This is a genomic window from Pseudomonas moorei, assembly GCF_008801475.1.
GTDB classification, from domain to species: Bacteria; Pseudomonadota; Gammaproteobacteria; order Pseudomonadales; family Pseudomonadaceae; genus Aquipseudomonas; species Aquipseudomonas moorei.
Genome location: NZ_VZPP01000005.1, coordinates 363,948 through 386,334 on the forward strand (window position 1 = coordinate 363,948; position 22,387 = coordinate 386,334).

The 22,387-nt window shown below is 60.9% G+C and carries 19 protein-coding genes; 14 read left to right on the top strand and 5 right to left on the bottom strand.

The genetic code is table 11. The features are described from left to right. Positions 1–155 precede the first annotated feature (155 nt). A complete protein-coding gene (gene thiC / locus F7R06_RS11865; protein ID WP_090328446.1) occupies positions 156–2,045 on the top strand; it encodes a phosphomethylpyrimidine synthase ThiC in 1,890 nt (629 codons plus the stop codon). 92 nt (positions 2,046–2,137) lie between these two features. Further along, complete coding sequence (cytX, locus tag F7R06_RS11870) at positions 2,138–3,430, top strand: putative hydroxymethylpyrimidine transporter CytX (RefSeq protein ID WP_090328449.1); 1,293 nt, start codon at positions 2,138–2,140, stop codon at positions 3,428–3,430. Here cytX and F7R06_RS11875 read toward each other — a convergent pair. Further along, a complete protein-coding gene (locus F7R06_RS11875; protein WP_090328451.1) occupies positions 3,399–4,145 on the bottom strand; it encodes an RsiV family protein in 747 nt (248 codons plus the stop codon). The genes cytX and F7R06_RS11875 overlap by 32 nt on opposite strands. A gap of 206 nt (positions 4,146–4,351) precedes the next feature. Here F7R06_RS11875 and F7R06_RS11880 point away from each other — a divergent pair, with 206 nt between their 5' ends. From F7R06_RS11880 to F7R06_RS11920, 9 genes are all read left to right on the top strand, one after another. Continuing rightward, a complete protein-coding gene (locus F7R06_RS11880; RefSeq protein WP_090328454.1) occupies positions 4,352–4,969 on the top strand; it encodes an NUDIX domain-containing protein in 618 nt (205 codons plus the stop codon). Continuing rightward, on the top strand, positions 4,960–5,412 hold the full coding sequence (locus tag F7R06_RS11885) for a DUF1249 domain-containing protein (protein WP_008063540.1): 453 nt from the start codon (positions 4,960–4,962) through the stop codon (positions 5,410–5,412). Before F7R06_RS11880 ends, F7R06_RS11885 begins: the two co-directional genes overlap by 10 nt. Before the next feature lie 116 nt (positions 5,413–5,528). Then, positions 5,529–6,344, top strand: a complete 816-nt coding sequence (cpdA, locus tag F7R06_RS11890; protein ID WP_090328457.1) for a 3',5'-cyclic-AMP phosphodiesterase — start codon at positions 5,529–5,531, stop codon at positions 6,342–6,344. Between the two features lie 175 nt (positions 6,345–6,519). Then, positions 6,520–7,128 (top strand): YqiA/YcfP family alpha/beta fold hydrolase, encoded by a 609-nt coding sequence (locus F7R06_RS11895; protein WP_090328459.1) that lies wholly within the window; start codon positions 6,520–6,522, stop codon positions 7,126–7,128. Positions 7,129–7,170: 42 nt separating this feature from the next. Continuing rightward, positions 7,171–9,075 (top strand): DNA topoisomerase IV subunit B, encoded by a 1,905-nt coding sequence (parE, locus tag F7R06_RS11900; RefSeq protein WP_090328462.1) that lies wholly within the window; start codon positions 7,171–7,173, stop codon positions 9,073–9,075. Next, positions 9,075–10,064 (top strand): esterase-like activity of phytase family protein, encoded by a 990-nt coding sequence (locus F7R06_RS11905; protein WP_090328465.1) that lies wholly within the window; start codon positions 9,075–9,077, stop codon positions 10,062–10,064. The genes parE and F7R06_RS11905 overlap by 1 nt, the downstream gene beginning before the upstream one ends. Beyond that, positions 10,061–10,582 (top strand): retropepsin-like aspartic protease family protein, encoded by a 522-nt coding sequence (locus F7R06_RS11910; RefSeq protein WP_090328467.1) that lies wholly within the window; start codon positions 10,061–10,063, stop codon positions 10,580–10,582. The genes F7R06_RS11905 and F7R06_RS11910 overlap by 4 nt, the downstream gene beginning before the upstream one ends. Positions 10,583–10,592: 10 nt before the next feature. Continuing rightward, positions 10,593–12,860 (top strand): DNA topoisomerase IV subunit A, encoded by a 2,268-nt coding sequence (gene parC / locus F7R06_RS11915; protein ID WP_090328470.1) that lies wholly within the window; start codon positions 10,593–10,595, stop codon positions 12,858–12,860. Between the two features lie 176 nt (positions 12,861–13,036). Further along, positions 13,037–13,750, top strand: coding sequence for a PqiC family protein (locus tag F7R06_RS11920; protein ID WP_090328471.1), 714 nt, complete (start codon positions 13,037–13,039; stop codon positions 13,748–13,750). A gap of 224 nt (positions 13,751–13,974) precedes the next feature. Here the strand turns inward: F7R06_RS11920 and F7R06_RS11925 are convergent, their stop codons facing one another. After that, a complete protein-coding gene (locus tag F7R06_RS11925) occupies positions 13,975–15,495 on the bottom strand; it encodes an AhpA/YtjB family protein (RefSeq protein ID WP_090328474.1) in 1,521 nt (506 codons plus the stop codon). A gap of 135 nt (positions 15,496–15,630) precedes the next feature. Here F7R06_RS11925 and serB point away from each other — a divergent pair, with 135 nt between their 5' ends. Then, a complete protein-coding gene (serB, locus tag F7R06_RS11930) occupies positions 15,631–16,845 on the top strand; it encodes a phosphoserine phosphatase SerB (RefSeq protein ID WP_034148725.1) in 1,215 nt (404 codons plus the stop codon). Positions 16,846–16,972: 127 nt separating this feature from the next. Here serB and asd read toward each other — a convergent pair whose 3' ends face one another. The 3 genes from asd to F7R06_RS11945 are packed head-to-tail and all read right to left on the bottom strand — an operon-like array spanning position 16,973 to position 20,248. Next, positions 16,973–17,833 (bottom strand): archaetidylserine decarboxylase, encoded by an 861-nt coding sequence (asd, locus tag F7R06_RS11935; RefSeq protein WP_090328476.1) that lies wholly within the window; start codon positions 17,831–17,833, stop codon positions 16,973–16,975. Between the two features lie 18 nt (positions 17,834–17,851). After that, positions 17,852–18,667 carry a rhodanese-like domain-containing protein gene (locus tag F7R06_RS11940; RefSeq protein ID WP_090328479.1) on the bottom strand — a complete coding sequence of 272 codons (816 nt, stop codon included), beginning with the start codon at positions 18,665–18,667 and terminating at the stop codon, positions 17,852–17,854. 42 nt (positions 18,668–18,709) lie between these two features. Next, positions 18,710–20,248 carry an HDOD domain-containing protein gene (locus F7R06_RS11945; RefSeq protein WP_090328481.1) on the bottom strand — a complete coding sequence of 513 codons (1,539 nt, stop codon included), beginning with the start codon at positions 20,246–20,248 and terminating at the stop codon, positions 18,710–18,712. A gap of 166 nt (positions 20,249–20,414) precedes the next feature. Here F7R06_RS11945 and motA point away from each other — a divergent pair, with 166 nt between their 5' ends. Then, on the top strand, positions 20,415–21,266 hold the full coding sequence (gene motA, locus F7R06_RS11950; protein WP_090328484.1) for a flagellar motor stator protein MotA: 852 nt from the start codon (positions 20,415–20,417) through the stop codon (positions 21,264–21,266). 3 nt (positions 21,267–21,269) lie between these two features. Next, positions 21,270–22,346, top strand: coding sequence for a flagellar motor protein MotB (gene motB / locus F7R06_RS11955; RefSeq protein WP_090328486.1), 1,077 nt, complete (start codon positions 21,270–21,272; stop codon positions 22,344–22,346). Positions 22,347–22,387 lie beyond the last annotated feature (41 nt).

The window sequence follows — 22,387 nt, forward strand, 5'->3', positions numbered from 1 at the left end:
CCTCTTGTGCTTCGTCCGGGATGTTGTTCGACAATCGAACACCCCTCGAGCACTGAGCACAGCACTGCTGGAACTCCCAGCGCCCGTGCGTCCATTCGTTTACAGGTTCGCTCCGACATAATTCCACTGCCTGGATGCTGTCTGGAGAGCCCGTGATGACGACAAAAGCAAAAAACGCCACCCACCTGAGTGAATCGGCCAAGGTCGATGAGCAATCGGTACAGCCGTTTACCCGCTCGCAAAAAATTTATGTCCAGGGCTCTCGCCCGGACATTCGCGTGCCAATGCGCGAGATCAGCCTGGACGTGACCCCTACCGATTTCGGTGGCGAAATCAACGCCCCGGTCACCGTCTATGACACTTCAGGCCCGTACACCGACCCCAACGTCATCATCGACGTGCGCAAGGGCCTGGGTGATGTGCGCTCGGCGTGGATCGACGACCGTGGTGATACCGAGCGCTTGTCTGGCCTGAGCTCGCACTTCGGCCAGGAGCGCCTGGCCGATCCCGAACTGACCAAGCTGCGCTTCGCTCACGTCAACAACCCGCGCCGCGCCAAGGCCGGGGCCAATGTCAGCCAGATGCACTACGCGCGCAAAGGCATCATCACCGCCGAGATGGAATACGTCGCCATCCGCGAAAACATGAAGCTGCAAGAAGCCCGCGCTGCCGGCCTGATGAAGCAGCAGCACGCCGGTCACAGCTTCGGCGCCAGCATCCCGAAGGAAATCACGCCGGAGTTCGTCCGCGAAGAAATCGCCCGCGGCCGCGCAATCATTCCAGCCAACATCAACCACACCGAACTGGAACCGATGATCATCGGCCGTAACTTCCTGGTGAAGATCAACGGCAACATCGGCAATAGCGCCCTGGGTTCTTCCATCGAAGAAGAAGTGGCGAAACTGACCTGGGGTATTCGCTGGGGTTCGGACACGGTCATGGACCTGTCCACCGGCAAGCACATCCACGAAACCCGCGAGTGGATCATCCGCAACTCGCCGGTGCCGATCGGTACCGTGCCGATCTACCAGGCGCTGGAGAAGGTCAATGGCGTCGCTGAAGACCTGACCTGGGAGCTGTTCCGCGACACCCTGATCGAGCAGGCCGAGCAAGGCGTCGACTATTTCACCATCCACGCCGGCGTGCTGTTGCGCTATGTGCCGATGACCGCCAAGCGGGTGACCGGCATCGTGTCCCGTGGCGGTTCGATCATGGCCAAGTGGTGCCTGGCGCACCACAAGGAAAACTTCCTCTACACCCATTTCGACGAAATCTGCGAAATCATGAAGGCCTACGACGTCAGCTTCTCGCTGGGCGATGGCCTGCGTCCGGGTTCGATCGCCGACGCCAACGACGAAGCGCAGTTCGGCGAGCTGGAAACCCTGGGCGAGCTGACCAAGATCGCCTGGAAGCACGACGTTCAATGCATGATCGAAGGCCCGGGCCATGTGCCGATGCAGTTGATCAAAGAGAACATGGACAAGCAGCTTGAGTGCTGCGACGAGGCGCCGTTCTACACCCTAGGCCCGCTGACCACCGACATCGCGCCCGGCTACGACCACATCACCTCCGGTATCGGGGCGGCCATGATCGGCTGGTTCGGTTGCGCCATGCTCTGCTACGTGACACCGAAGGAGCATTTGGGGCTGCCGAACAAGGATGACGTGAAGACCGGGATCATCACCTACAAGATCGCCGCTCATGCCGCCGACCTTGCGAAAGGGCATCCGGGCGCGCAGATTCGTGACAATGCCTTGAGCAAGGCGCGCTTCGAATTCCGTTGGGAAGACCAGTTCAACCTCGGCCTCGATCCGGACACGGCTCGCTCGTATCACGATGAAACCCTGCCGAAGGATTCGGCCAAGGTCGCGCATTTCTGCTCAATGTGCGGACCGAAGTTCTGCTCGATGAAAATCACCCAGGAAGTGCGCGAGTACGCCGCCAACCAGCGGATCGAAGCGGTCGACGTGGACGTCGCCCAAGGCATGGCCGAGCAGGCCGAGCGCTTCAAGAAAGAAGGCAGCCAGCTGTACAAGAAAGTTTGATTCAGCCCTGATAACCCTTGTGGCGAGGGAGCAAGCTCCCTCGCCACAAGGGGTGGTTTACACAACAACAATGTCCCTCCGAGATAACACCCTTGAGCATTCAACCCAGCACTTACTCCCCCGATATCGCGGTACCGTCTGACAGGCGTGTGTTCGGCGGCCGTGATCTGTTTTCCCTGTGGTTCTCCCTCGGCATCGGCCTGATGGTGTTGCAGACCGGCGCACTGTTGGCGCCAGGCCTGGGGCTGTCCGGCTCGTTGCTGGCGATTTTTCTTGGCACGCTGGTTGGCGTTCTGCTGCTGGCCGCCGTTGGCGTGATCGGTAGCGATACCGGCCTGTCGTCGATGGCTGCGCTCAAACTCAGCCTCGGTAGCAAAGGCGCGAGCCTGCCGGCGGTGCTGAACCTGCTGCAACTGATCGGTTGGGGCGCGTTCGAAATCATCGTCATGCGCGATGCCGCCAGCCTGTTGGGCGCGCGTGCCTTCAGCGAAGGCAGTCTGCTGTCCAGTCCGATGCTGTGGACGCTGGTCTTCGGCGCACTGGCGACCTTGCTGGCGGTCAGCGGTCCGTTGACGTTCGTGCGCAAGATCCTGCGCAAGTGGGGCATCTGGCTGCTGTTGGCCGCGTGCACCTGGCTGACCTGGAACCTGTTCGCCAAGGCTGATCTGGCGGGCTTGTGGGCGCAGGCCGGTGACGGTTCGATGCCGTTTGCCGTGGGCTTCGACATCGCGATTGCCATGCCGCTGTCGTGGCTGCCGCTGATTGCCGATTACTCGCGTTTCGGCAAGCGGGCGAAAAATGTATTCGGTGGCACCGCGATCGGTTTCTTTATCGGCAACTTCTGGCTGATGAGCCTGGGCGTGGCCTACACCCTGGCGTTCGCGCCGAGCGGTGAGGTCAATGCCTTGCTGTTGGCCCTGGCGGGTGCCGGTCTGGGTATTCCGTTGCTGCTGATTCTGCTGGATGAATCGGAAAACGCCTTCGCCGACATTCACTCGGCGGCGGTGTCCAGCGGGATTCTGTTGCGCTGGAAGGTCGAGCACCTGGCGTTGGCCATTGGCGTGGTCTGCACCCTGATCGCCCTGCTGGCGCCATTGGCCCAGTACCAAAACTTCCTGCTATTGATCGGTTCTGTGTTTGCCCCGCTGTTCGGCGTGGTGCTGGTGGATCACTTCATCCTGCGTAAACGCAGTGGCCAGGTGGCGTCAGCCGCATTGCGCTGGCCGGCGCTGTTGGCCTGGCTGGGCGGGATCAGCACCTACCATCTGCTGGCCAATCTGTATCCGGACATCGGTGCAACCCTGCCGGCGCTGGTGCTGGCAGGGCTGTTGCAACTCGTGCTGGGCCGGGCTTTCAGTTACGGCCGGGAAACAGCTCGGGCTTGATGATGCCGTTCAGGCGAGGGTAGGGGATCTTCAGTTCGACATGGCCCAGCGCGTAAGGCGCGATGGTGCTGGTGTCGTACTTGAGGATCACACCGCCATAGGTCAGCGCCACGTTCCGGGTTTTCTGGAACGGCCAGCTCTTCACGAACTCCGGTTCCTGATCGAGCCTGGTGCTGATCAGCCAGCTGTTGTGCGCCACCTGCGCGGCTTTCCAGAACGCCTCTTCCTGCCCCGGCACCAGCATGTCCGACAGCGTCAGTACTTTATGTTGTTGGCGTGAGTAGTTGATGAAGCCCCGGCCCGGCGTCCCATGGTCGCCGCCGGTGTCCAGGTAGCTGGACATTTCGACAATCACCAAGCCGTCATGCTGCTCGCGTACTTTCGATTGCAAATAACTGCTGTTGCGTGGGCCGGCGGTGCGCAAAAACTGTTCGCGATACGCGGCCAGTGTCGGCGCCACGGGGGCATCGGGTGAGGTGCGGGTCATTTGCAGCAGGCGTTTTTCGATGATGCTGTCCAGCTCGGGCTCGGTCGGGAAGTGCACGATATCAATGTTCACCAGCGGGCAATCCTGATCCTTGCAGCCGGGCTTGAGCTGTTCAGAGGCGTCGCGAGTGGTTTCCAGCGGCGCCCGATAGTTGGGCTGGAACAGGCTCTGGCAGGCACCCAGGGTCAGGGCGATAGCGGCCACGGAGGCGATTTTAAAAAGCGACATGGTTGTCCTTCATAAAACAGGGAAAGGCGAAAAGTTACCCGCTTCGACTGTCAACGAAGCAGTCAGTTCGCCACTAAGCTAATTAGAGTGGGTTTCGCCCTCACCGTCTATCCCGCTGACGGGAAAGGGGCTGCATCAAAGGTCTGCGGCGCGTTAGGATGGCGCGAAGTCGAGGCTGGAGCCTCGTTGTCGTTACGAGGATAGTCATGACTGATTTTGCCACCGCCATTCCGACCGCCGTTGATATCGTTCGGCGCGAAAAGTGCTATCAGGGCTTCTACAAGCTCGATCGCGTGCACTTGCGCCACGAGCTGTTCGCTGGTGGCATGAGCCGCGAGATCAATCGTGAAGTGTTCGTGCGCCACGATGCGGTGTGCGTGCTGCCTTACGATCCGCAGCGCGACGAAGTGGTGCTGATCGAGCAGTTCCGCGTCGGCGCCATGGGCAAGACCGACAATCCCTGGTTGATCGAACTGGTCGCTGGTCTGATCGACAAGGAAGAAATACCGGAAGAAGTTGCTCACCGCGAAGGGCAGGAGGAAGCTGGGCTTGTATTCGGGGCGCTGTGGCCGATGACCAAATATTTTCCATCGCCGGGCGGCAGCAATGAATTCGTGCATTTGTACCTGGGGCGTTGCGAGACAACCGGGGTCGGCGGCCTGCATGGGCTGGAGGAAGAAGCAGAAGATATCCGCGTTTCGGTCTGGGCCTTTGAAGATGCCCTGCAAGCCGTGCGCGACGGACGTATTGCCAACGCACCAAGCATCATTGCCTTGCAATGGCTGGCTTTGAATCGCGTTGAAGTGAGGGGGTTATGGTTGTAAACAAGCTGCGCGATCGCTATCGGGTGGATCTGGTGGGGCTGCAAGCGTCCTGCGAGGCGAACTACGCGCGCCTGATGCGACTGCTGCCGGACATGCGCAGCGAGCCTGCCGCGCGACGCATCGCCGTGACCCATGGCGACCAGATGCTCGGGGTGCTGGCGCTGGAAGTGCTGCAAGTCTGCCCGTACACCACGACCCTGCAAGTTCGCCAGGAACACAGCCTGCCGTGGCTGCCGGTGCCGCAACTGGAAGTGCAGGTCTATCACGACGCGTGCATGGCCGAAGTGGTCAGCGCCGAACATGCGCGACGCTTTCGTGGCATCTATCCTTACCCGAATGCCTCGATGCACCAGCCGGATGAAAAGGCCCAGCTGAACATGTTTCTGGGCGAGTGGTTGAGCCATTGCCTGGCGTTGGGGCACGAGTACGAAGTCGTGCGTTAGTTAATTGTGAGCCGCAGTTGTGAACTGTGTCAGGTTCGCGGATTTCCCCTTTCGATCGTCCCCCAGCATAATTGCGCCATTCATCCAATCCCGTGATCACGCCCTGGGAGAACACCTTGCCGAGCGTATCCACATTGAGTGCCGCCGATACGGCGTTGCTGGTGCAACTTTCCGACAGTCATCTGTTCGCCGAGGCGGAGGGCACGCTGCTGGGCATGAACACCCGCGACAGCCTGCAGAAAGTCATCGAGCTGGTACGCGAGCAGCAGCCGCAGATCGACCTGATCCTGGCCACGGGTGATCTGTCTCAGGACGGCACGCTGGAGTCTTACCAGCAGTTTCGCGACTTGACCCGGCAGCTCGATGCGCCAGCGCGCTGGATTCCCGGCAATCATGACGAGCCGCTGATCATGGCTGAAGCGGCGGTGCAGAGCGCGTTGCTGGAAGCGGTGGTCGACATCGGCAACTGGCGGGTCACGCTGCTCGACTCAGCGGTGCCGGGCTCGGTGCCGGGGTATTTGCAGGACGAGCAGTTGCAGTTGCTGGCGCAATCCTTGAGTGAAGCGCCGGAGCGCCATCACCTGGTGTGTTTCCACCACCATCCGGTATCGATCGATTGTGCGTGGATGGAGCCGATCGGGCTGCGTAATCCCGAGGCTTTGTTTGCTGTGCTGGATCGTTTTCCACAGGTACGCGCCGTGCTGTGGGGGCATGTGCATCAGGAAGTCGATCAATGGCGCAACGATGTGCGTTTGATTGCTTCGCCCTCGACCTGCATTCAGTTCGAACCGGGCAGCGATGATTTCAAGGTCACAGAGCAAGCGCCGGGGTATCGTTGGTTGCGGTTATTGCCGGATGGCCAGCTCGAAACCGCTGTGGAACGGGTTACCGGTTTCGACTTCCAGATTGATTACGGCTCCAACGGCTATTGAGGCACCTTGCAGGGGCTGGCTTGCTGGCGAAAGCGCACTGTCAAACGACATGGATGTTGAAGGTGACGGCCTCTTCGCTGGCAAGCCAGCTCCCACAAGGATCGCATTCATCGGCACCCAACGTGCCCAAGTCCCTGTAAACTGCGCCTCTTTACCCGACGCACAGGGAGTTCAAATGTCCGGCTCGATCCTTTATATCCACGGGTTCAACAGCGCGCCTGCGTCGAAAAAGGCCACTCAGTTGAGCGAAGTGATGGAGCGTCTGGGCTTGAGTGACCAACTGCGCGTGCCGGCCTTGCATCACCATCCCCGTGAAGCCATCGGTCAGCTGGAACAAGCGATTGAGGCGCTGGGACGGCCACTGCTGGTCGGCAGCTCACTCGGCGGCTACTATGCGACTCACTTGGCCGAACGCCATGGCCTCAAAGCCCTGTTGATCAACCCTGCCGTCAGTCCGCACCGGATGTTCGACGGGTTTCTGGGGCCGCAGAAAAACCTGTATACCGATGAGACCTGGGAACTGACCCACGACCATGTGACGGCCCTGGTCGAGCTGGAAGTGCCCGCCCCGCAGGATCCGCAGCGCTATCAGGTATGGTTGCAGACCGGTGACGAAACGCTGGACTATCGCCTCGCCCAGCAGTATTACCGAGCCTGTGCCTTGCGTATCCAGGCGGGCGGCGACCATGGTTTCCAGGGTTTTGCCGAGCAACTTCCGGCCATGCTGAGCTTTGCCGGCATAGGCGCAGATTTGTACCAGGCGATTGATTTCAGCGCACTGTGAACCGTTGCCCCTTTTTCATTGAATCACTGACGACGAGACCCTATGGCCACTCCCAGCGCTAGCTCTTATAACGCAGACGCCATCGAAGTCCTCTCGGGCCTCGACCCGGTGCGCAAGCGCCCCGGCATGTACACCGACACCACTCGGCCAAACCACCTCGCCCAGGAAGTCATCGACAACAGCGTCGACGAAGCCTTGGCCGGGCATGCCAAATCGGTGCAGGTCATCCTGCACGCCGATCACTCGCTGGAAGTCAGCGATGACGGCCGCGGCATGCCGGTGGACATTCACCCGGAAGAAGGCGTTTCCGGCGTCGAGTTGATCCTCACCAAACTCCACGCGGGCGGCAAGTTTTCCAACAAGAACTATCAGTTCTCCGGCGGTCTGCACGGGGTGGGTATTTCGGTGGTCAACGCCTTGTCGACCGAAGTCCGGGTACGTGTAAAGCGTGACGGCAACGAATACCAGATGACCTTCGCCGACGGTTACAAGAAAACCGAGCTGGAAATCATCGGGACGGTGGGCAAGCGCAACACCGGCACCAGCGTGTTCTTCGCCCCCGACCCGAAATACTTCGATTCACCGAAATTCTCCATCAGCCGCCTCAAGCACGTGCTCAAGGCCAAGGCCGTTCTGTGCCCGGGGTTGCTGGTCAGTTTTGAAGACAAGGCCACCGGCGAGAAAGTCGAATGGCATTACGAAGATGGCCTGCGCTCCTACCTGGTCGATGCGGTCAGCGAATTCGAACGCCTGCCAGACGAACCCTTCTGCGGCAGCCTGGCCGGTAACAAGGAAGCGGTGGACTGGGCGCTGCTGTGGTTGCCCGAGGGTGGCGACGCGGTACAGGAAAGCTACGTCAACCTGATCCCGACCGCTCAGGGCGGTACCCACGTCAACGGCCTGCGCCAGGGCCTGCTCGATGCCATGCGCGAGTTCTGCGAATTCCGCAGCCTGTTGCCGCGCGGGGTAAAGCTGGCGCCGGAAGACGTCTGGGAACGCATCGCTTTCGTACTGTCGATGAAAATGCAGGAGCCGCAATTCTCCGGCCAGACCAAGGAGCGTCTGTCGTCCCGTGAAGCGGCGGCGTTCGTTTCCGGTGTGGTCAAGGATGCGTTCAGCCTGTGGCTCAATGCCAACCCGGAAACCGGGATGCTCCTGGCGGAACTGGCGATCAACAACGCCGGTCGTCGCCTGAAGGCCAGCAAGAAAGTCGAGCGCAAGCGCATCACCCAGGGGCCGGCCCTGCCGGGCAAGCTCGCCGACTGCGCCGGGCAGGACCCGATGCGTTCCGAGCTATTCCTCGTGGAAGGTGATTCCGCCGGTGGCTCGGCCAAGCAGGCGCGGGACAAAGAGTTCCAGGCGATCCTGCCGTTGCGCGGCAAAATCCTCAACACCTGGGAAGTGGACGGCAGCGAAGTGCTGGCCAGCCAGGAAGTGCACAACATTGCCGTGGCCATCGGCGTCGATCCTGGCGCGGCGGACATGAGCCAGCTGCGCTACGGCAAGATCTGCATCCTCGCCGACGCCGACTCCGACGGTCTGCACATCGCGACCCTGCTGTGTGCGCTGTTCGTCCAGCACTTCCGGGCGCTGGTCGATGCTGGCCACGTCTACGTCGCCATGCCGCCGCTGTACCGAATCGACCTGGGCAAAGAGATTTATTACGCCCTGGATGAAGCCGAACGCGACGGGATTCTCGATCGCCTGGTGGCGGAGAAGAAACGTGGCAAGCCGCAGGTCACCCGATTCAAAGGCCTGGGTGAAATGAACCCGCCGCAGTTGCGCGAAACCACCATGGACCCGAACACCCGGCGCCTGGTGCAACTGACGCTGGATGATTTCGAAGCGACATCGGAAATCATGGACATGCTGCTGGCGAAGAAACGCGCCGGCGATCGCAAGACCTGGCTGGAATCCAAAGGCAACCTGGCCGAGGTGCTGGGCTGATGCGTCTGGGCTTTGCCCTGGCGTGTGCGTTGCTGCTGACCTCGATCACGGTGTCTGCCGAGCCGGCACCTCAGTTGCGTCTGCTGTCCGAGCATGCCGTCGAAGGCATGCGCGGTGGCAACCTGTCCGGGCTGGCCCAGTGCGGCAAGGAGCTGTGGGCAGTCTCCGATCGCGATGATGATCAGATCTACCGGCTCAATACCCAAGGCAGTGTCTGGCACGCCGAAGCCGTGCGTATCGATGTGCCCGTGGTGCCGGACAACGGCTTGCCGTGGGGATTGCGTTCGCGGACCTGGGCGGCGTCGTTCGTGCGAGGCGGGGACCTGGATTTCGAAGGCATCACCTGCGACAGCGCCGGCAATCGCTACATTGTCAGCGAAGGCCATGCGGCTGTGCTGCAGGTTCCGCCAACGGGGCCTGCTACCTGGCTGAAAATCTCGCCGCTGCTGATTCGCGAAGCGCGGGCCAGCGGCATGCTGTTGCAGTTCAATGCGTTGTTCGAAGGCTTGGCGATCAATCCGGCGGGTGATCAGATGTGGCTCGCTGCCGAGCGCCAAAGCCGCGGATTGCTGCTGATCAAGCGCAAACAGATGGTGTGGGACTGCGACGGAGGTTGTGTGTTGCTGAGCGAAGGGGGCAAGGAGATGCAGCCGCCGCAGTTTCCAAAGGCCAAAGCGGTTCCCCGGGACTTTTCCGACCTGTCGTTGTTCAACGGCAAGCTGTTTACCCTGGAACGCAATGCTTATCAGATCTGCCGGCGCGACCCGCAGACGGCCAGGGTCGAACGCTGCTGGTCGTATGCTGACGAGCTGTTGCAGGAAAATCGTCGTTATCCACAGGACTACGGGCTGGAAGAGGCATTGATCGTGGACGCGGACGGTGCCTGGATCGGTGTCGACAACAACTTCGGTGCCCGCGCCGATGGCGAGTTACGGCCGATCGTCTGGCGCTTTGCTGCGCCTGAAGGTGGCTGGAGTGCCCAGCCATGAACCGGCAGCCACCGGGCAAGCGCGCCGGTCGGGTGTTGATGGTCCTGGCCTGGTGCGCCGCACTGTTTCTGGCGACGCGGTTTTTTGGCCAGTGGGAAGCGCGCCAGCAAAACCCGAATGTGGCGGTGAACTCGGAGCAGGGCGAAGGTTTTATCGAAGTGAAACTGGTCAGCAATGGCCAGGGGCATTTCGTCGCCAGCGGCCATATCAATGGTCAGCCGGTGGATTTCATGCTCGACACCGGGGCGACCGACGTGTCGATCCCGGCCAGCCTGGCCGAGCGGCTGAAGCTGGAGAAAGGCTTCGGGGTGACCCTGAGCACGGCCAACGGTCTGAGCGAGGGTTATCGAACCCGCATCGACCGGCTGCAACTGGGCGACATCGTGTTGCGTGATGTGCGCGCACTGGTCGCGCCAGGCCTGCATGGCGATCAAGTGCTGCTCGGCATGAGCGCACTGAACAAACTTGAATTTACCCAGCGCGGTGGCACCATGCTGCTGCGCCAGACAACGAATTGATGAGGCCCGCATGAGCGATATCCTTGCAGACAGCTTGGACGGCGTAGAACGCCGTTCGCTGGCTGACTTCACTGAAAATGCCTACCTCAACTACTCCATGTACGTGATCATGGACCGTGCCTTGCCGCATATCGGCGACGGCCTGAAGCCGGTCCAGCGGCGCATCATCTACGCCATGAGCGAGTTGGGACTGGACGCCGACGCCAAGCACAAGAAATCGGCGCGTACCGTCGGTGACGTGCTCGGCAAATTCCACCCTCACGGCGACTCGGCCTGCTACGAAGCCATGGTCCTGATGGCCCAGCCGTTCAGCTACCGCTACACGCTGGTGGACGGTCAGGGTAACTGGGGTGCGCCGGACGATCCCAAGTCCTTCGCCGCCATGCGTTACACCGAGGCCCGGTTATCGCGTTACTCCGAAGTGCTACTCAGCGAACTGGGCCAGGGCACTGCGGACTGGGGGCCGAACTTCGACGGTACTCTCGACGAGCCGCTGGTGTTGCCGGCACGTTTGCCGAATATCCTGCTCAACGGCACCACCGGTATTGCCGTGGGCATGGCCACTGACGTTCCGCCACACAACCTGCGCGAAGTCGCCAGTGCCTGCGTACGTTTGCTCGATGAGCCCAAGGCCACGGTGGAACAGCTCTGCGAGCACATCCAGGGCCCGGACTATCCGACCGAAGCGGAAATCATCACGCCGCGTGCCGACCTGCTGAAAATCTACGAAACCGGTCGCGGTTCCGTGCGCATGCGCGCCGTGTACCACATCGAAGACGGCGACATCATCGTCACCGCGCTACCGCATCAGGTTTCCGGCGCCAAGGTGCTGGAGCAGATCGCCGCGATGATGCAGGCCAAGCCGTCCAAGGCTCCGCAGATCGCCGATCTGCGTGATGAATCCGACCATGAGAACCCGTGCCGGATCGTGATCATTCCGGGCACCCGCAAAAACTTTGATCACGATGCATTGATGCAGCACCTGTTCGCCAGCACCGAGCTGGAGTCGAGCTACCGGGTCAACATCAACATCATCGGGCTGGACGGCAAGCCGCAGCTGAAAAACCTGCGGGCCTTGCTGGTCGAATGGCTGGAATTCCGCGTTCAGACCGTGCGTCGTCGCCTGCAATTCCGACTCGACAAGGTCGAGCGTCGCCTGCACCTGTTGGACGGTTTGCTGATTGCCTACCTCAATCTGGATGAAGTGATTCATATCATCCGCACCGAGGAACATCCGAAAGCCGCACTGATCGAGCGTTTCGCCCTGAGCGAAATCCAGGCCGACTACATTCTCGATACCCGTTTGCGTCAGTTGGCGCGACTGGAGGAAATGAAGTTGCGTGCCGAGCAAGATGAGCTGCTCAAGGAGCAAGCCAAGCTGCAAGCCTTGCTGAGCAGTGAAGCCAAGCTGAAAAAGCTGGTGCGCACCGAGTTGATCAAGGACGCCGAAACCTACGGCGACGACCGTCGCTCGCCAATCGTCGAGCGCGCCGAAGCCAAGGCCCTGACCGAACACGATCTGCTGCCGAACGAGAAAGTCACCGTCGTGCTGTCGGAAAAAGGCTGGGTTCGTTCCGCCAAGGGGCACGAAATCGACGCCACCGGGCTTTCCTACAAGGCTGGGGATGGCTTCAAGGCCCTGGCGGCGGGGCGTTCCAACCAGTTTGCGGTGTTTATCGACTCCACCGGTCGCAGTTATTCGGTGGCGGCGCACACGTTGCCGTCGGCCCGCGGCCAGGGCGAGCCGCTGACCGGCCGTCTGACACCGCCGCCGGGGGCCAGTTTTGAATGCGTGCTGATGCCCGAGGATGATGCGCTGTATGTCATTGCCTCGGACGCCGGCTACGGCTTCGTGGTCAAGGGTGAAGACCTGCAGGCCAAGAACAAGGCCGGCAAGGCCCTGTTGAGCCTGCCGAACAACGCCAAGGTGATCCTGCCGCGTCCTGTGGCTGATCGTGAGCAGAACTGGCTGGCTTCGGTGACCACCGAAGGTCGCCTGCTGATCTTCAAAATCAGCGATCTGCCACAATTAGGTAAGGGCAAAGGCAACAAGATCATCGGGATTTCCGGTGAGCGAGTGGCCAGTCGCGAAGAGTATGTGACGGACATCGCCGTTCTGCCGGAGGGCGCCACCCTGGTGCTGCAGGCCGGAAAACGTACCTTGTCACTGAAAGCGGACGACCTCGAACACTACAAAGGTGAGCGTGGGCGTCGTGGTAACAAATTGCCACGTGGCTTCCAGCGGGTAGATGCGCTGCTCGTCGAAAACCTCAATTAGGCGTGCTAGAGGCTCCGATCTACGATTTAACCCGTAGATCGGCGCTTTCGCGCTGGAGTCGGGACGCATATTCACGGATGATATGGCCTTTCAAGCGCCGGCGTGGCCGAGCGTTCTTCATATTTATTGAGTATTTTCACTGTGGTCAGCCTTGTGGCGATCACCTGGATGGGACGATGACTGCTCTGCGCCTTCCTTTTATTTTGATGCTCGCTGGCGTTCTTGGCCTGGCGGGTTGCAGCGTTCACCAGCCGGTGTCGCTGTATCAACTGGACAGCGGAAGCCCGGTTCAGCCTGCGCAAAGCGCGGGCATGGCGGTTTTGCTGGGTCCGGTAACCGTTGCTGACTACCTGCAACGCGAAACCCTGTTGCAGCGTCAGCCCGACGGCAGCTTGCAAGCCTCGCTCGATGGTCGCTGGGCCGGTAGCCTGTCTTCTGATATTGACCAGCTGTTGCTGCGTCAGGTCTCTGGGCGCCTGGACAGTCAGCGTGTCGTGCTGGCACCCGCCAACGCGGGTTTCACGCCGGATGTTCAGGTGTTGCTGACCATCACGCGCCTGGACTCGGGTGAAAAGCAACCGGCGATTCTGGATGCGCAATGGCGTCTGATCGATCGCCGTGGTCAAGTGCGCGATAACCGCATCATTCACCTGCAGGAGCAGCATGCCGGCACCACGGCGGCCCAGGTCCAGGCTCAGGGCGTTTTGCTGCAGCGACTGGCAGAACAGCTGTCTGTCGCGCTCAAGCCGTTGGCCAACCAGCCACCGATTGCCGAAGCGCCAAAAAAACCGGCGGCCAAGCCTGCGGCGCCAGCGGCAGAACAGGATAAACAGCCGAAGATTCCGATGGCTGCGCCGATCCGGACAGATATGGAAGTGTTCCGCTTCTAAGCCCGGATGGAATCTGAACAAGGCCCGCGTTGATGCGGGCCTTGTTGTTTCTGCTGGTTGGAGAACTTTGCACTCAGTGCTGCCCTCATCGCGAGCAAGCTCGCTCCTGCATTGGATCGAAGTCCCCTGTGGAGCGAGCCTGCTCGCGATGAGGCCGCAACAGACAACAAAAAAGCCCGCAGACGAGTGATCATCTGCGGGCTTTTTCACAGCGGGCTTAAGGGTTATGCGCGGCGTTCATGCATCCGCGCCAGCTGCCGCTCAAGCATCGACGGATAAGGCTCCATCAAACGCTCCACGCAGCAAGCCCCTTCAGGGCTGGCAATCGGGCGGATCCGCGCGCGCTGGCGAATCAGTGCGTCGTCGCCGATCTTGCGCTCGACCAGCAGCAGATTGCGGCTGTGTTGCGACAAGGCCAAGGCGTCCTGGGCGGTGTCGGTCAGCAGCAGGTCGATCTGGCTCAGGCCGAACAGGTCGTCACCCAGGGTCAGGCCCAATTGCAATTGCAGGGTGATACCGCTGTCGGCGACTTCGATCTGCAACTGATGGCCCAGCGCCCGCAGCAACTCACCACAGCAAATGGCATTGGTCAGGTAGTCGTCGCCACTGTCCTCGCTATGGAACAGCATCAGCGTGCTGCCGTCGTTCAGGGTGTGCAGTTCGCTCTCATAGAGCGAGGCAGCCTGGTCGAGACAGTCACGGTAACGCTTGAGCAGTTCTTCCAGGCGGGTGCGAGGCAGGCGCCGCAATTGCTCCTGGGAGCCCAGTTGCACCGCCAGTACGGCGCTGTGCTGCGGCACGTTCGAAACGACAGGTCGCGCGGCCGGAATCGGTGCACTGTCTGTCGAGTCATCGAGCAAATCGGCGAAAGCATCTTCGTCATCGTCTTCGACGGTGCTGATAGTGCGTCGTGGCGCCGCTTTCATTGCAGCCATCGGGCGGCTTTCATCAAAGCTTGGGTCCCGCAGGTTGCGTACTTCGAAGCCCGGCTCTGCGTCGTCGATGTCATCCATTTCCGGCTCAGGCTCCGGCACGGGCTCCGGCTCGGCAGGTTCCGGCGCGAAATTGGCGTGCAACTGACGAGCCAGATCACCGATCTCATCCTGACGTTCGGTGGCCGGTGTGTATTCGTCGATATTGCGCAGCCACACCCGCAATTGCAGGAGTGGTGTGGAGATATGCCGACCCAGGCGCAGGCTCAACGCCAGGGACAGGGCCAGTAGAATCGCGCTCAGGATGCCCATGCTTTGCAGGCTGATGGTCATCGGCTGCTGGAACTGATCCATGTCCAGGCTGATGCGCAGCTGACCGGCGGTCACATCCTGGAAAGTGATTTTGCTCTGGTACATGCCTTCGGCTTCGCCCAGCAGGCCGTGCTTGGGGCGCTGACCGGCTTCGGCGAGGATGCGGTTATCCACGCTATAGATAGCGGCGTGGGCCACCAGTTTGTTCTTGGTCAGGTTGTTGAGCAGCACGTTAAGGCTGAGGATGTCGTTGGACACCAATAGCTCGGTGGCCGAGGTGGCCGTCTGCGTGGTCAGGCTTTCGCCCAGCGCGTCTGCCTGCTCGTGCATGGCCTGCTTGAACTGCAAACCCATCACGCAGGCATAGATCACCAGGGCCAGAGCGACCAGGATCACGTTATGGCTGGCGATGCGCAATGCAATCGGTACACGGCGGTGGCGCAGTGCACGGAAGATCAGCAGGAAGAAGTTGTCGGTTTTTACTGGCGTGGGCCGGTTCACTTGAGCTCGGCTCTTTTATCCGTGAAGTTGACGCGCAGTATAGCGACAGGGTCTAGACCGGCAAAGCGCTCACGGTGCCCGATGGTCACTGAAAGTGGGTAGAATGCGGTTTTTTTCCACTTGCGGGGGTGCGCCTTGCGCGAAATCGTCCTGATAAACATCACGGGAGTCGACCGTCCCGGTCTGACTGCGGCCATTACCGGCGTTCTGGCCCAGGGTGGTGTGAACATTCTCGACATCGGTCAGGCGGTGATCCACGACACCCTGTCGTTCGGCATCCTGGTTGAAATTCCTGACACTGAGCAAGGCAAGTCGGTGCTCAAGGACATCCTGTTCAAGGGCTACGAGCTCGATCAACAAGTACGTTTCACACCGGTGTCCGAAGAGGATTACCAGCAGTGGGTCGGTAACCAGGGCAAAAAGCGCCACATCGTGACGCTGCTGACCCGCAAAGTGACAGCCGGGCAACTGCAGGCCGTGAGTTCGATCACCGCCAAATATGGCCTGAACATCGACCACATCGATCGGTTGTCGGGGCGCATGCCTTTGGATACACCGGCGGATAAAGGCAAGGGCTGCATCGAGTTTTCCGTACGTGGCGAAGCGGCCGATCCGCAGGCGCTGCGTGCCGAATTCCTCAGCGTCGCCCAGGAGCTGAACGTCGACATCGCGTTCCAGGAGGATTCGCTGTTCCGTCGCAACCGTCGCCTGGCGGTGTTCGACATGGACTCGACCCTGATCGAAGCCGAAGTGATCGACGAACTGGCCAAGGCTGCCGGTGTGGGCGACAAGGTCTCGGAAATTACCGAACGGGCGATGGCCGGTGAGCTGGACTTCCGCGCCAGCTTCAAAGAGCGTCTGGCGTTGCTCAAAGGTCTGGATGTTGGCGTACTCGATTCCATCGGTGCGTCCCTGCGCCTGACCGAAGGCGCTGAAACCCTGTTCGCCGAACTCAAGCGACTGGGTTACAAAACCGCCATCCTGTCGGGAGGTTTCACCTACTTCGCCAAGCAATTGCAGGCCAAGCTGGGCATTGACTACGTGTTTGCCAATGAGCTGGAAGTGGTGGATGGCAAGGTGACCGGCGTGGCGATCGAGCCGATTGTCGATGCGCAGCGCAAGGCTGATCTGCTGAAAGAGCTGGCGCACAAGGAAGGTTTGCGTCTGGAGCAGACCATTGCGGTCGGCGACGGCGCCAACGACTTGCCGATGCTGGCGATTGCCGGATTGGGCGTGGCGTTCCGCGCCAAGCCGCTGGTCAAACAGTCGGCGAAGCAGGCGATTTCCACCCTGGGACTCGATGGTGTGTTGTATCTGCTGGGCTTCCGCGATCGCGACGGCCAGCTGTAACACTGCAAAACACTTGTAGGAGCGAGCTTGCTCGCGATGGACGTTAACGATGACGCGGGCATTCTGAATGTCCGCGGCGCCCTCACGTTCTTCGCGAGCAGGCTCGCTCCTACACGGGTGGTGTCTATCAGGCTTTCGGTGCACCCATTCCCTGGCCCATCTGCACCGGCGAACCTGCCGCCAGTTCTTCAGCCCACTTCACTTGATCCGGCCCGAACAGCACGATAGCGGTCGAACCCAGCTTGAAGCGGCCCAGTTCCGCACCCTTTTCCAGATGGATCGGCGCACGAGCGGCTTCGTCGTAACGGAAAGTTTTCAGCTCGCGCTTCGGCGGCGTCACCAGGCCGGCCCATACGGTTTCGATCGATGCCACGATCATCGCGCCCACCAGCACGACGGCCATGGGCCCGCGCTCGGTGTCGAAGATGCACGCCACACGCTCGTTGCGGGCGAACAGCTCCGGGACGTTTTCGGCGGTGGTCTGGTTGACCGAGAAGATTCGGCCCGGGATGTAGACCATTTCGCGCAGGGTGCCGGCCAGCGGCATGTGCACACGGTGGTAGTCCTTCGGCGACAGGTAGATGGTTGCGAAATCACCGCCCATGAACGGCGCGGCGTTGGCCGCATCGCCCCCCAGCAATTCCAGCACGCTGAAGCTGTGGCCCTTGGCCTGGAACACTCGACCGTGCTCGATCGGACCCAGTTGGCTGACCGCGCCGTCGGCCGGGCTGAGGATCGCGCCCGGAGTCTGGTCCAGGGGGCGTGCACCGTCTTTCAGGGCGCGGGTGAAGAAGGCGTTGAAGTGCTCATAGGCCGTCAGGTCTTCGACCAGCGCCTGGGACATGTCCACCTGATAACGCTTGGCGAACCATGCGGTGAACGCATTCTTGAACCAGCGCACGCGGCATTCGGCGATGCAGCCGGCCAGTCGCGAGAGCAAGTGGTGGGGCAGCAGGTACTGGCTGAGGATAAACAGACGCTTGTTCATTAACTGTCCTTAAAAACCTTAAATCTCTACAGGGGTGTCGGGATGGTTGCCCCATTCGCCCCAGGAGCCGGCGTAGCCTTTGACCCGCGGATAACCGAGGGACTTGGCCACCAGATAGGTGAAGCCAGAACGGTGGTGAGTCTGGCAGTGGGTAATCACTTCTTTATCTTTGCTGATCCCGAGTTGTTCGAGGATCTGCGGCATGTCGGTGCGGATACGCAGGTTGCGGGCTTTGTCCATGCCGGCGGTCCATTCGAAATTGACCGCGCCAGGAATGTGTCCGCCCTTGGCCGCCAGGACTTTCTCGCCGGAGTACTCCAGCGGCCCGCGCGCGTCCCAGATCGCCAGATCGGCAGCGCCGAGGCGGCATTGCAGGTATTCGCGGGTCGCGGTGGGTTCGTCATGCAGGGTCAATGCAACCGGGCCGCCCGCAGGAGCGGGAACCTGGATCGACATGGGCAAGCCTTCTGCCAGCCAGGCCGTCAGGCCGCCGTCGATATAGTGGTATTTGCTGTGGCCGATGACATCCAGAAGCCAGATAAAACGCCCGGCCCAACCGCCGCCTTCGTCGTCATAAACCACGTAGACCGCGTCGGGATTGTGCCCCAGTTCACCGAACAACGCTTCGAGTGCCGCTTGCGGCGGCATCAGCCCGGGCGCCGGCGGCTGCCCGAGCTGTGTGCGTTTTGGATCGACAAACCGTGCACCGGGAATATGCCCTTCGGTGTAGCGGGCGCTGCTGGTCAGGTCCACCAGGATCAGATCACGGGCGTCGAGGCGAGGGAGCAAGTCGCTCGGTTCGATCACCAGCGGCAAGCCAGAGAAGTCAGACATGTGAGGTCTCCAGGGCACAAAAGGGAGGATTGTAGCGCAGCGCTATTGGCCGCGGCGGCTAAAGTTATGCAGCGCTTTCTCGATGCACTGCGCTGTTTTGCCGAAGGCTTGCACGGTGATTTCCGAAAACGGCCCGCCGCCCTGATCGGCCACGACAATCATGATCACCCGACCATTGTTGACCAGCGAGCGCAGCAGAAGGTGTTCGCCGCTGAACTGCGCGCGCAGGCCATTGGGCAGCCGGGCTGAAAATTGCGCGTTGTTGGTCGGGTTGATTCGTACCTGGGCCTGTTGCGAAAGCAGGCGTTGCAACACGGTACTCTGGCTGACTGCGAAATTCATCGCCGCCACTTCCTTGGGCAACCCCGCCGTTTGGTGCACTCGCAGGTTGGCGTGGGTGCGATCGGCCATCAGGATCATGACGCGACGCATGCCGCACGCGACCAAGGCGTCCCGGGCAGCGATGGTCAAGTGCATGGCATTGGTGAAACGACTGGGCTCGAACAGCAGCTCGGCACATTGTTTACGCCATTTCGCCAGGTCTTCGGCGGTGGGGGCCGCCGCAGGCAACAAGCTGGCGTGGATGCGATTCATGCCCCACGGCCAGATCAGGGCTTCGGCGGGGTGCCAAAGGTCCGGCATGGCGTGATGGCGCGCGCTGTTGGCTGCCTGTTGGTGCAGTTGCTGTTGCACTTCGTCCATCGGTATCTGCAGGTAAAGGCTGGTCAGATACTGCCACCGCTCACTGTGCGGACTGTCCCAGGCCTGTTGCGCCGACAGCGCCAGGCCGTTGGACAGCAACACGGTGTTGGCCGGTTGATTGAGCCAGCGGCGCAGGGTCGGATCGTCATCGAGGCGGTTCTGTTGCCGCAATGGATGCTCGCTGTCGCGGGCAATGCGCAAAACCTTCACCAGCTCCCGTTGCTCGGTGAGCAGCAGGCGGTAGCCCTGCTGCACCCAGATCGGCAGGCGCCAGATGTCCGCCAGGGCCTGGCCGATTTCCAGCAGGCGTACGCCAAACAATTGCTTTTCGACTTTGCGCGCCGACTCGCCTTTATGGATGACCCGCAGTTCCCAGTCTTCAAGCAATTGCGGATGCGTGAGCGCCAATGGCCATAGCGGCGACAGAAACAGCAGGCTGCCCCAATGGATGTCCTGCCACAGGCGCGCCAGGCGACTGGCAAAAAAACCGTTGGCCTGTTGCGTGGCGTGCTGGCTGATCATCTGCAACTGACGCAGTGCTTTCGGAATATCGGCCTGAGGCAGTACAGGCAACCGGTCGAGCAGTTCTTCGGTGCGTTTGAGGCCGAGGCGATTGATCGCGACCTCAAGGTTTTCCGCCGGCTCGGTCATGCTGCCATGGGTGTGTCGGTTGGCTTCGCGAATCACGCTCAAGGCCAGGGCCGGGCTTTCCTGCATCAATTCGGCGATGTCGCGCAACGAGCTGCGTTGGTCGCGAATGGCCCGCCAGACACGGTCGTGACTGGCTTGTGGAACCGGCAGGCGCACGCCATCGAGAAGCTTGACCCAGCCTTCGAGAGTGATCGGTTTTGGAGTTGGAACGTTCGTTTCGTTAGGCATGTCGGGAGGCGATCATCGTCAGCGTTAACTGTGCCCGGAGCGGGTCAAATTGGCTTTTCGCCTGAACTGGCTATAGTCTGGCGCAGTTTTGCCGATAAGTAGAAGAAGAGATTTTTTAACTTCCGAATATGACCTTGAACCCGACTCAGTAAGTGCTCTCCTACCTATGGCTAAAATTATCGGCATCATCGTCGTATTCGCGAGCGTGCTCGGCGGATACGTGCTCTCCCACGGCAAAATTGCAGCCCTGATCCAGCCTTTCGAGGTGATGATCATCGGCGGCGCGGCCCTCGGTGCGTTCCTGCAGGCCAACCCAGGCTACATGACGATGCACGTGCTCAAGAAGTCCCTGAGCATGTTCAGTTCGCGTTTCAACCACGGCTTCTACCTTGAAGTGCTGGGCCTGATCTACGAGATCCTCAACAAGAGCCGCCGTGAAGGCATGATGGCGATCGAAGGTGACATCGAAGATGCCGCCGCGAGCCCGATCTTCGCCAAGTACCCGGCGGTCCTCAAGGATGAACGCATGACCGCGTTCATCTGCGATTACCTGCGCATCATGTCTTCCGGCAACATGGCTCCCCACGAGCTTGAAGGCCTGTTCGACATGGAACTGTTCAGCCTCAAGGAAGACCTGGAGCATCCGTCCCACGCGGTGAACGGCATCGCCGACGCCATGCCCGGTTTCGGTATCGTCGCGGCGGTACTGGGTATCGTGGTGACCATGGCGTCCCTGGGTGAAGGTGACCAGAAGTCCATCGGCCTGCACGTGGGTGCGGCACTGGTCGGTACCTTCTTCGGTATTCTCGCCGCCTACGGCTTCTTCGGCCCGCTGGCCCATTCCCTGGCCCACGATGCCAAGGAAGAACTGAACGTCTACGAAGCCATCAAGGCCTCGCTGGTCGCCTCGGCTTCCGGCATGCCGCCATCGCTGGCCGTGGAGTTCGGACGCAAGGTTCTGTACCCGGCGCACCGTCCTAGCTTCGCCGAGCTGGAACAAGCGGTTCGCGGTCGCTAAGTCATGGAGAACAATCAGCCGATAATCATCAAGCGCGTCAAGCGCTACGCCGGTGGGCATCACGGGGGCGCCTGGAAAATCGCCTTCGCCGACTTCGCCACGGCGATGATGGCGTTCTTCCTGGTGTTGTGGCTGTTGTCCACGGCAACACCGGAGCAGAAGATCGCCATCGCCGGTTACTTCAAGGACCCGATCGGCTTCTCCGAAAGCGGCACGCCATACATCATCGATCTGGGCGGCACGCCGACCCTGGCGCCGGAAAAAACCCTCAACCCCGAGGTGAAGTCCCAGCCGCAGCCGGACAAAATCACTGTCGATACCGATCAGGTCGAAGGCATGGCCGAGATGGTCGAGAAGGAACGTCTCGAACTGTTGCTGCAAGAGCTGCAGAACAAGGTCGAAGAGAATCCGCAGCTGCAGAAATTCAAAGACCAGATCATGTTCGAGATCACCCCGGACGGTTTGCGCATCCAGATCGTGGATGCCGAAAACCGGCCGATGTTCGACTCGGGCTCAGCCCGTCTGAAGCCGTATTTCGAAGATATCCTGCTGGCCATGGCTGACACGATCAAAGCGGTACCGAACAAGATCAGCATCAGCGGCCACACCGATGCCAAGCCGTACACCGGCACCGGCGATTTCGGTAACTGGGAGCTCTCGGCCAACCGTGCCAACGCCGCTCGCCGTGCGCTGGTCGCGGGCAGCTATCCGGATCAGCAAGTGGCGCGTGTCGTGGGTTACGCCTCATCGGCGCTGTTTGATCGTGAACATCCGTTCAACCCGGTCAATCGCCGTATCGACATCATCGTGCTGACCAAGAAAGCCCAGCGTGCCATCGAAGGCTCGCAAGGTGCCGAGCCTGCACCTGATGCGCCGCAAGGTTCGACGGCACCCGACGCCGCACCGGCCACGCCAACCGACCCGAATGCGTTGCCGGCGGACAAGGAACCGCTCCCGGCGCATGAGCTTCGCCAGCGACTGAACCTGTTTGATGATCCGGCGCCGAAACCGCCGGTGCCCGGGAGTGCGGCACCAGCCTCTGCCCCCGCCATTGCGCCGGCCCCCGCGCCGAAGCAGTGACCCAAAAAAAAGGCCGACATCACAGTCGGCCTTTTTTGTGG

Coding starts and splice junctions, on each gene's coding strand:
- F7R06_RS11945 (WP_090328481.1), bottom strand. CDS start 20,248: ATGCCTAACGAAACGAACGTTCCAACTCCAAAACCGATCACTCTCGAA.
- F7R06_RS11940 (WP_090328479.1), bottom strand. CDS start 18,667: ATGTCTGACTTCTCTGGCTTGCCGCTGGTGATCGAACCGAGCGACTTG.
- F7R06_RS11905 (WP_090328465.1), top strand. CDS start 9,075: ATGCGTCTGGGCTTTGCCCTGGCGTGTGCGTTGCTGCTGACCTCGATC.
- F7R06_RS11875 (WP_090328451.1), bottom strand. CDS start 4,145: ATGTCGCTTTTTAAAATCGCCTCCGTGGCCGCTATCGCCCTGACCCTG.
- asd (WP_090328476.1), bottom strand. CDS start 17,833: ATGAACAAGCGTCTGTTTATCCTCAGCCAGTACCTGCTGCCCCACCAC.
- F7R06_RS11880 (WP_090328454.1), top strand. CDS start 4,352: ATGACTGATTTTGCCACCGCCATTCCGACCGCCGTTGATATCGTTCGG.
- F7R06_RS11895 (WP_090328459.1), top strand. CDS start 6,520: ATGTCCGGCTCGATCCTTTATATCCACGGGTTCAACAGCGCGCCTGCG.
- F7R06_RS11885 (WP_008063540.1), top strand. CDS start 4,960: ATGGTTGTAAACAAGCTGCGCGATCGCTATCGGGTGGATCTGGTGGGG.
- parC (WP_090328470.1), top strand. CDS start 10,593: ATGAGCGATATCCTTGCAGACAGCTTGGACGGCGTAGAACGCCGTTCG.
- F7R06_RS11920 (WP_090328471.1), top strand. CDS start 13,037: ATGACTGCTCTGCGCCTTCCTTTTATTTTGATGCTCGCTGGCGTTCTT.
- F7R06_RS11910 (WP_090328467.1), top strand. CDS start 10,061: ATGAACCGGCAGCCACCGGGCAAGCGCGCCGGTCGGGTGTTGATGGTC.
- thiC (WP_090328446.1), top strand. CDS start 156: ATGACGACAAAAGCAAAAAACGCCACCCACCTGAGTGAATCGGCCAAG.
- motA (WP_090328484.1), top strand. CDS start 20,415: ATGGCTAAAATTATCGGCATCATCGTCGTATTCGCGAGCGTGCTCGGC.
- parE (WP_090328462.1), top strand. CDS start 7,171: ATGGCCACTCCCAGCGCTAGCTCTTATAACGCAGACGCCATCGAAGTC.
- motB (WP_090328486.1), top strand. CDS start 21,270: ATGGAGAACAATCAGCCGATAATCATCAAGCGCGTCAAGCGCTACGCC.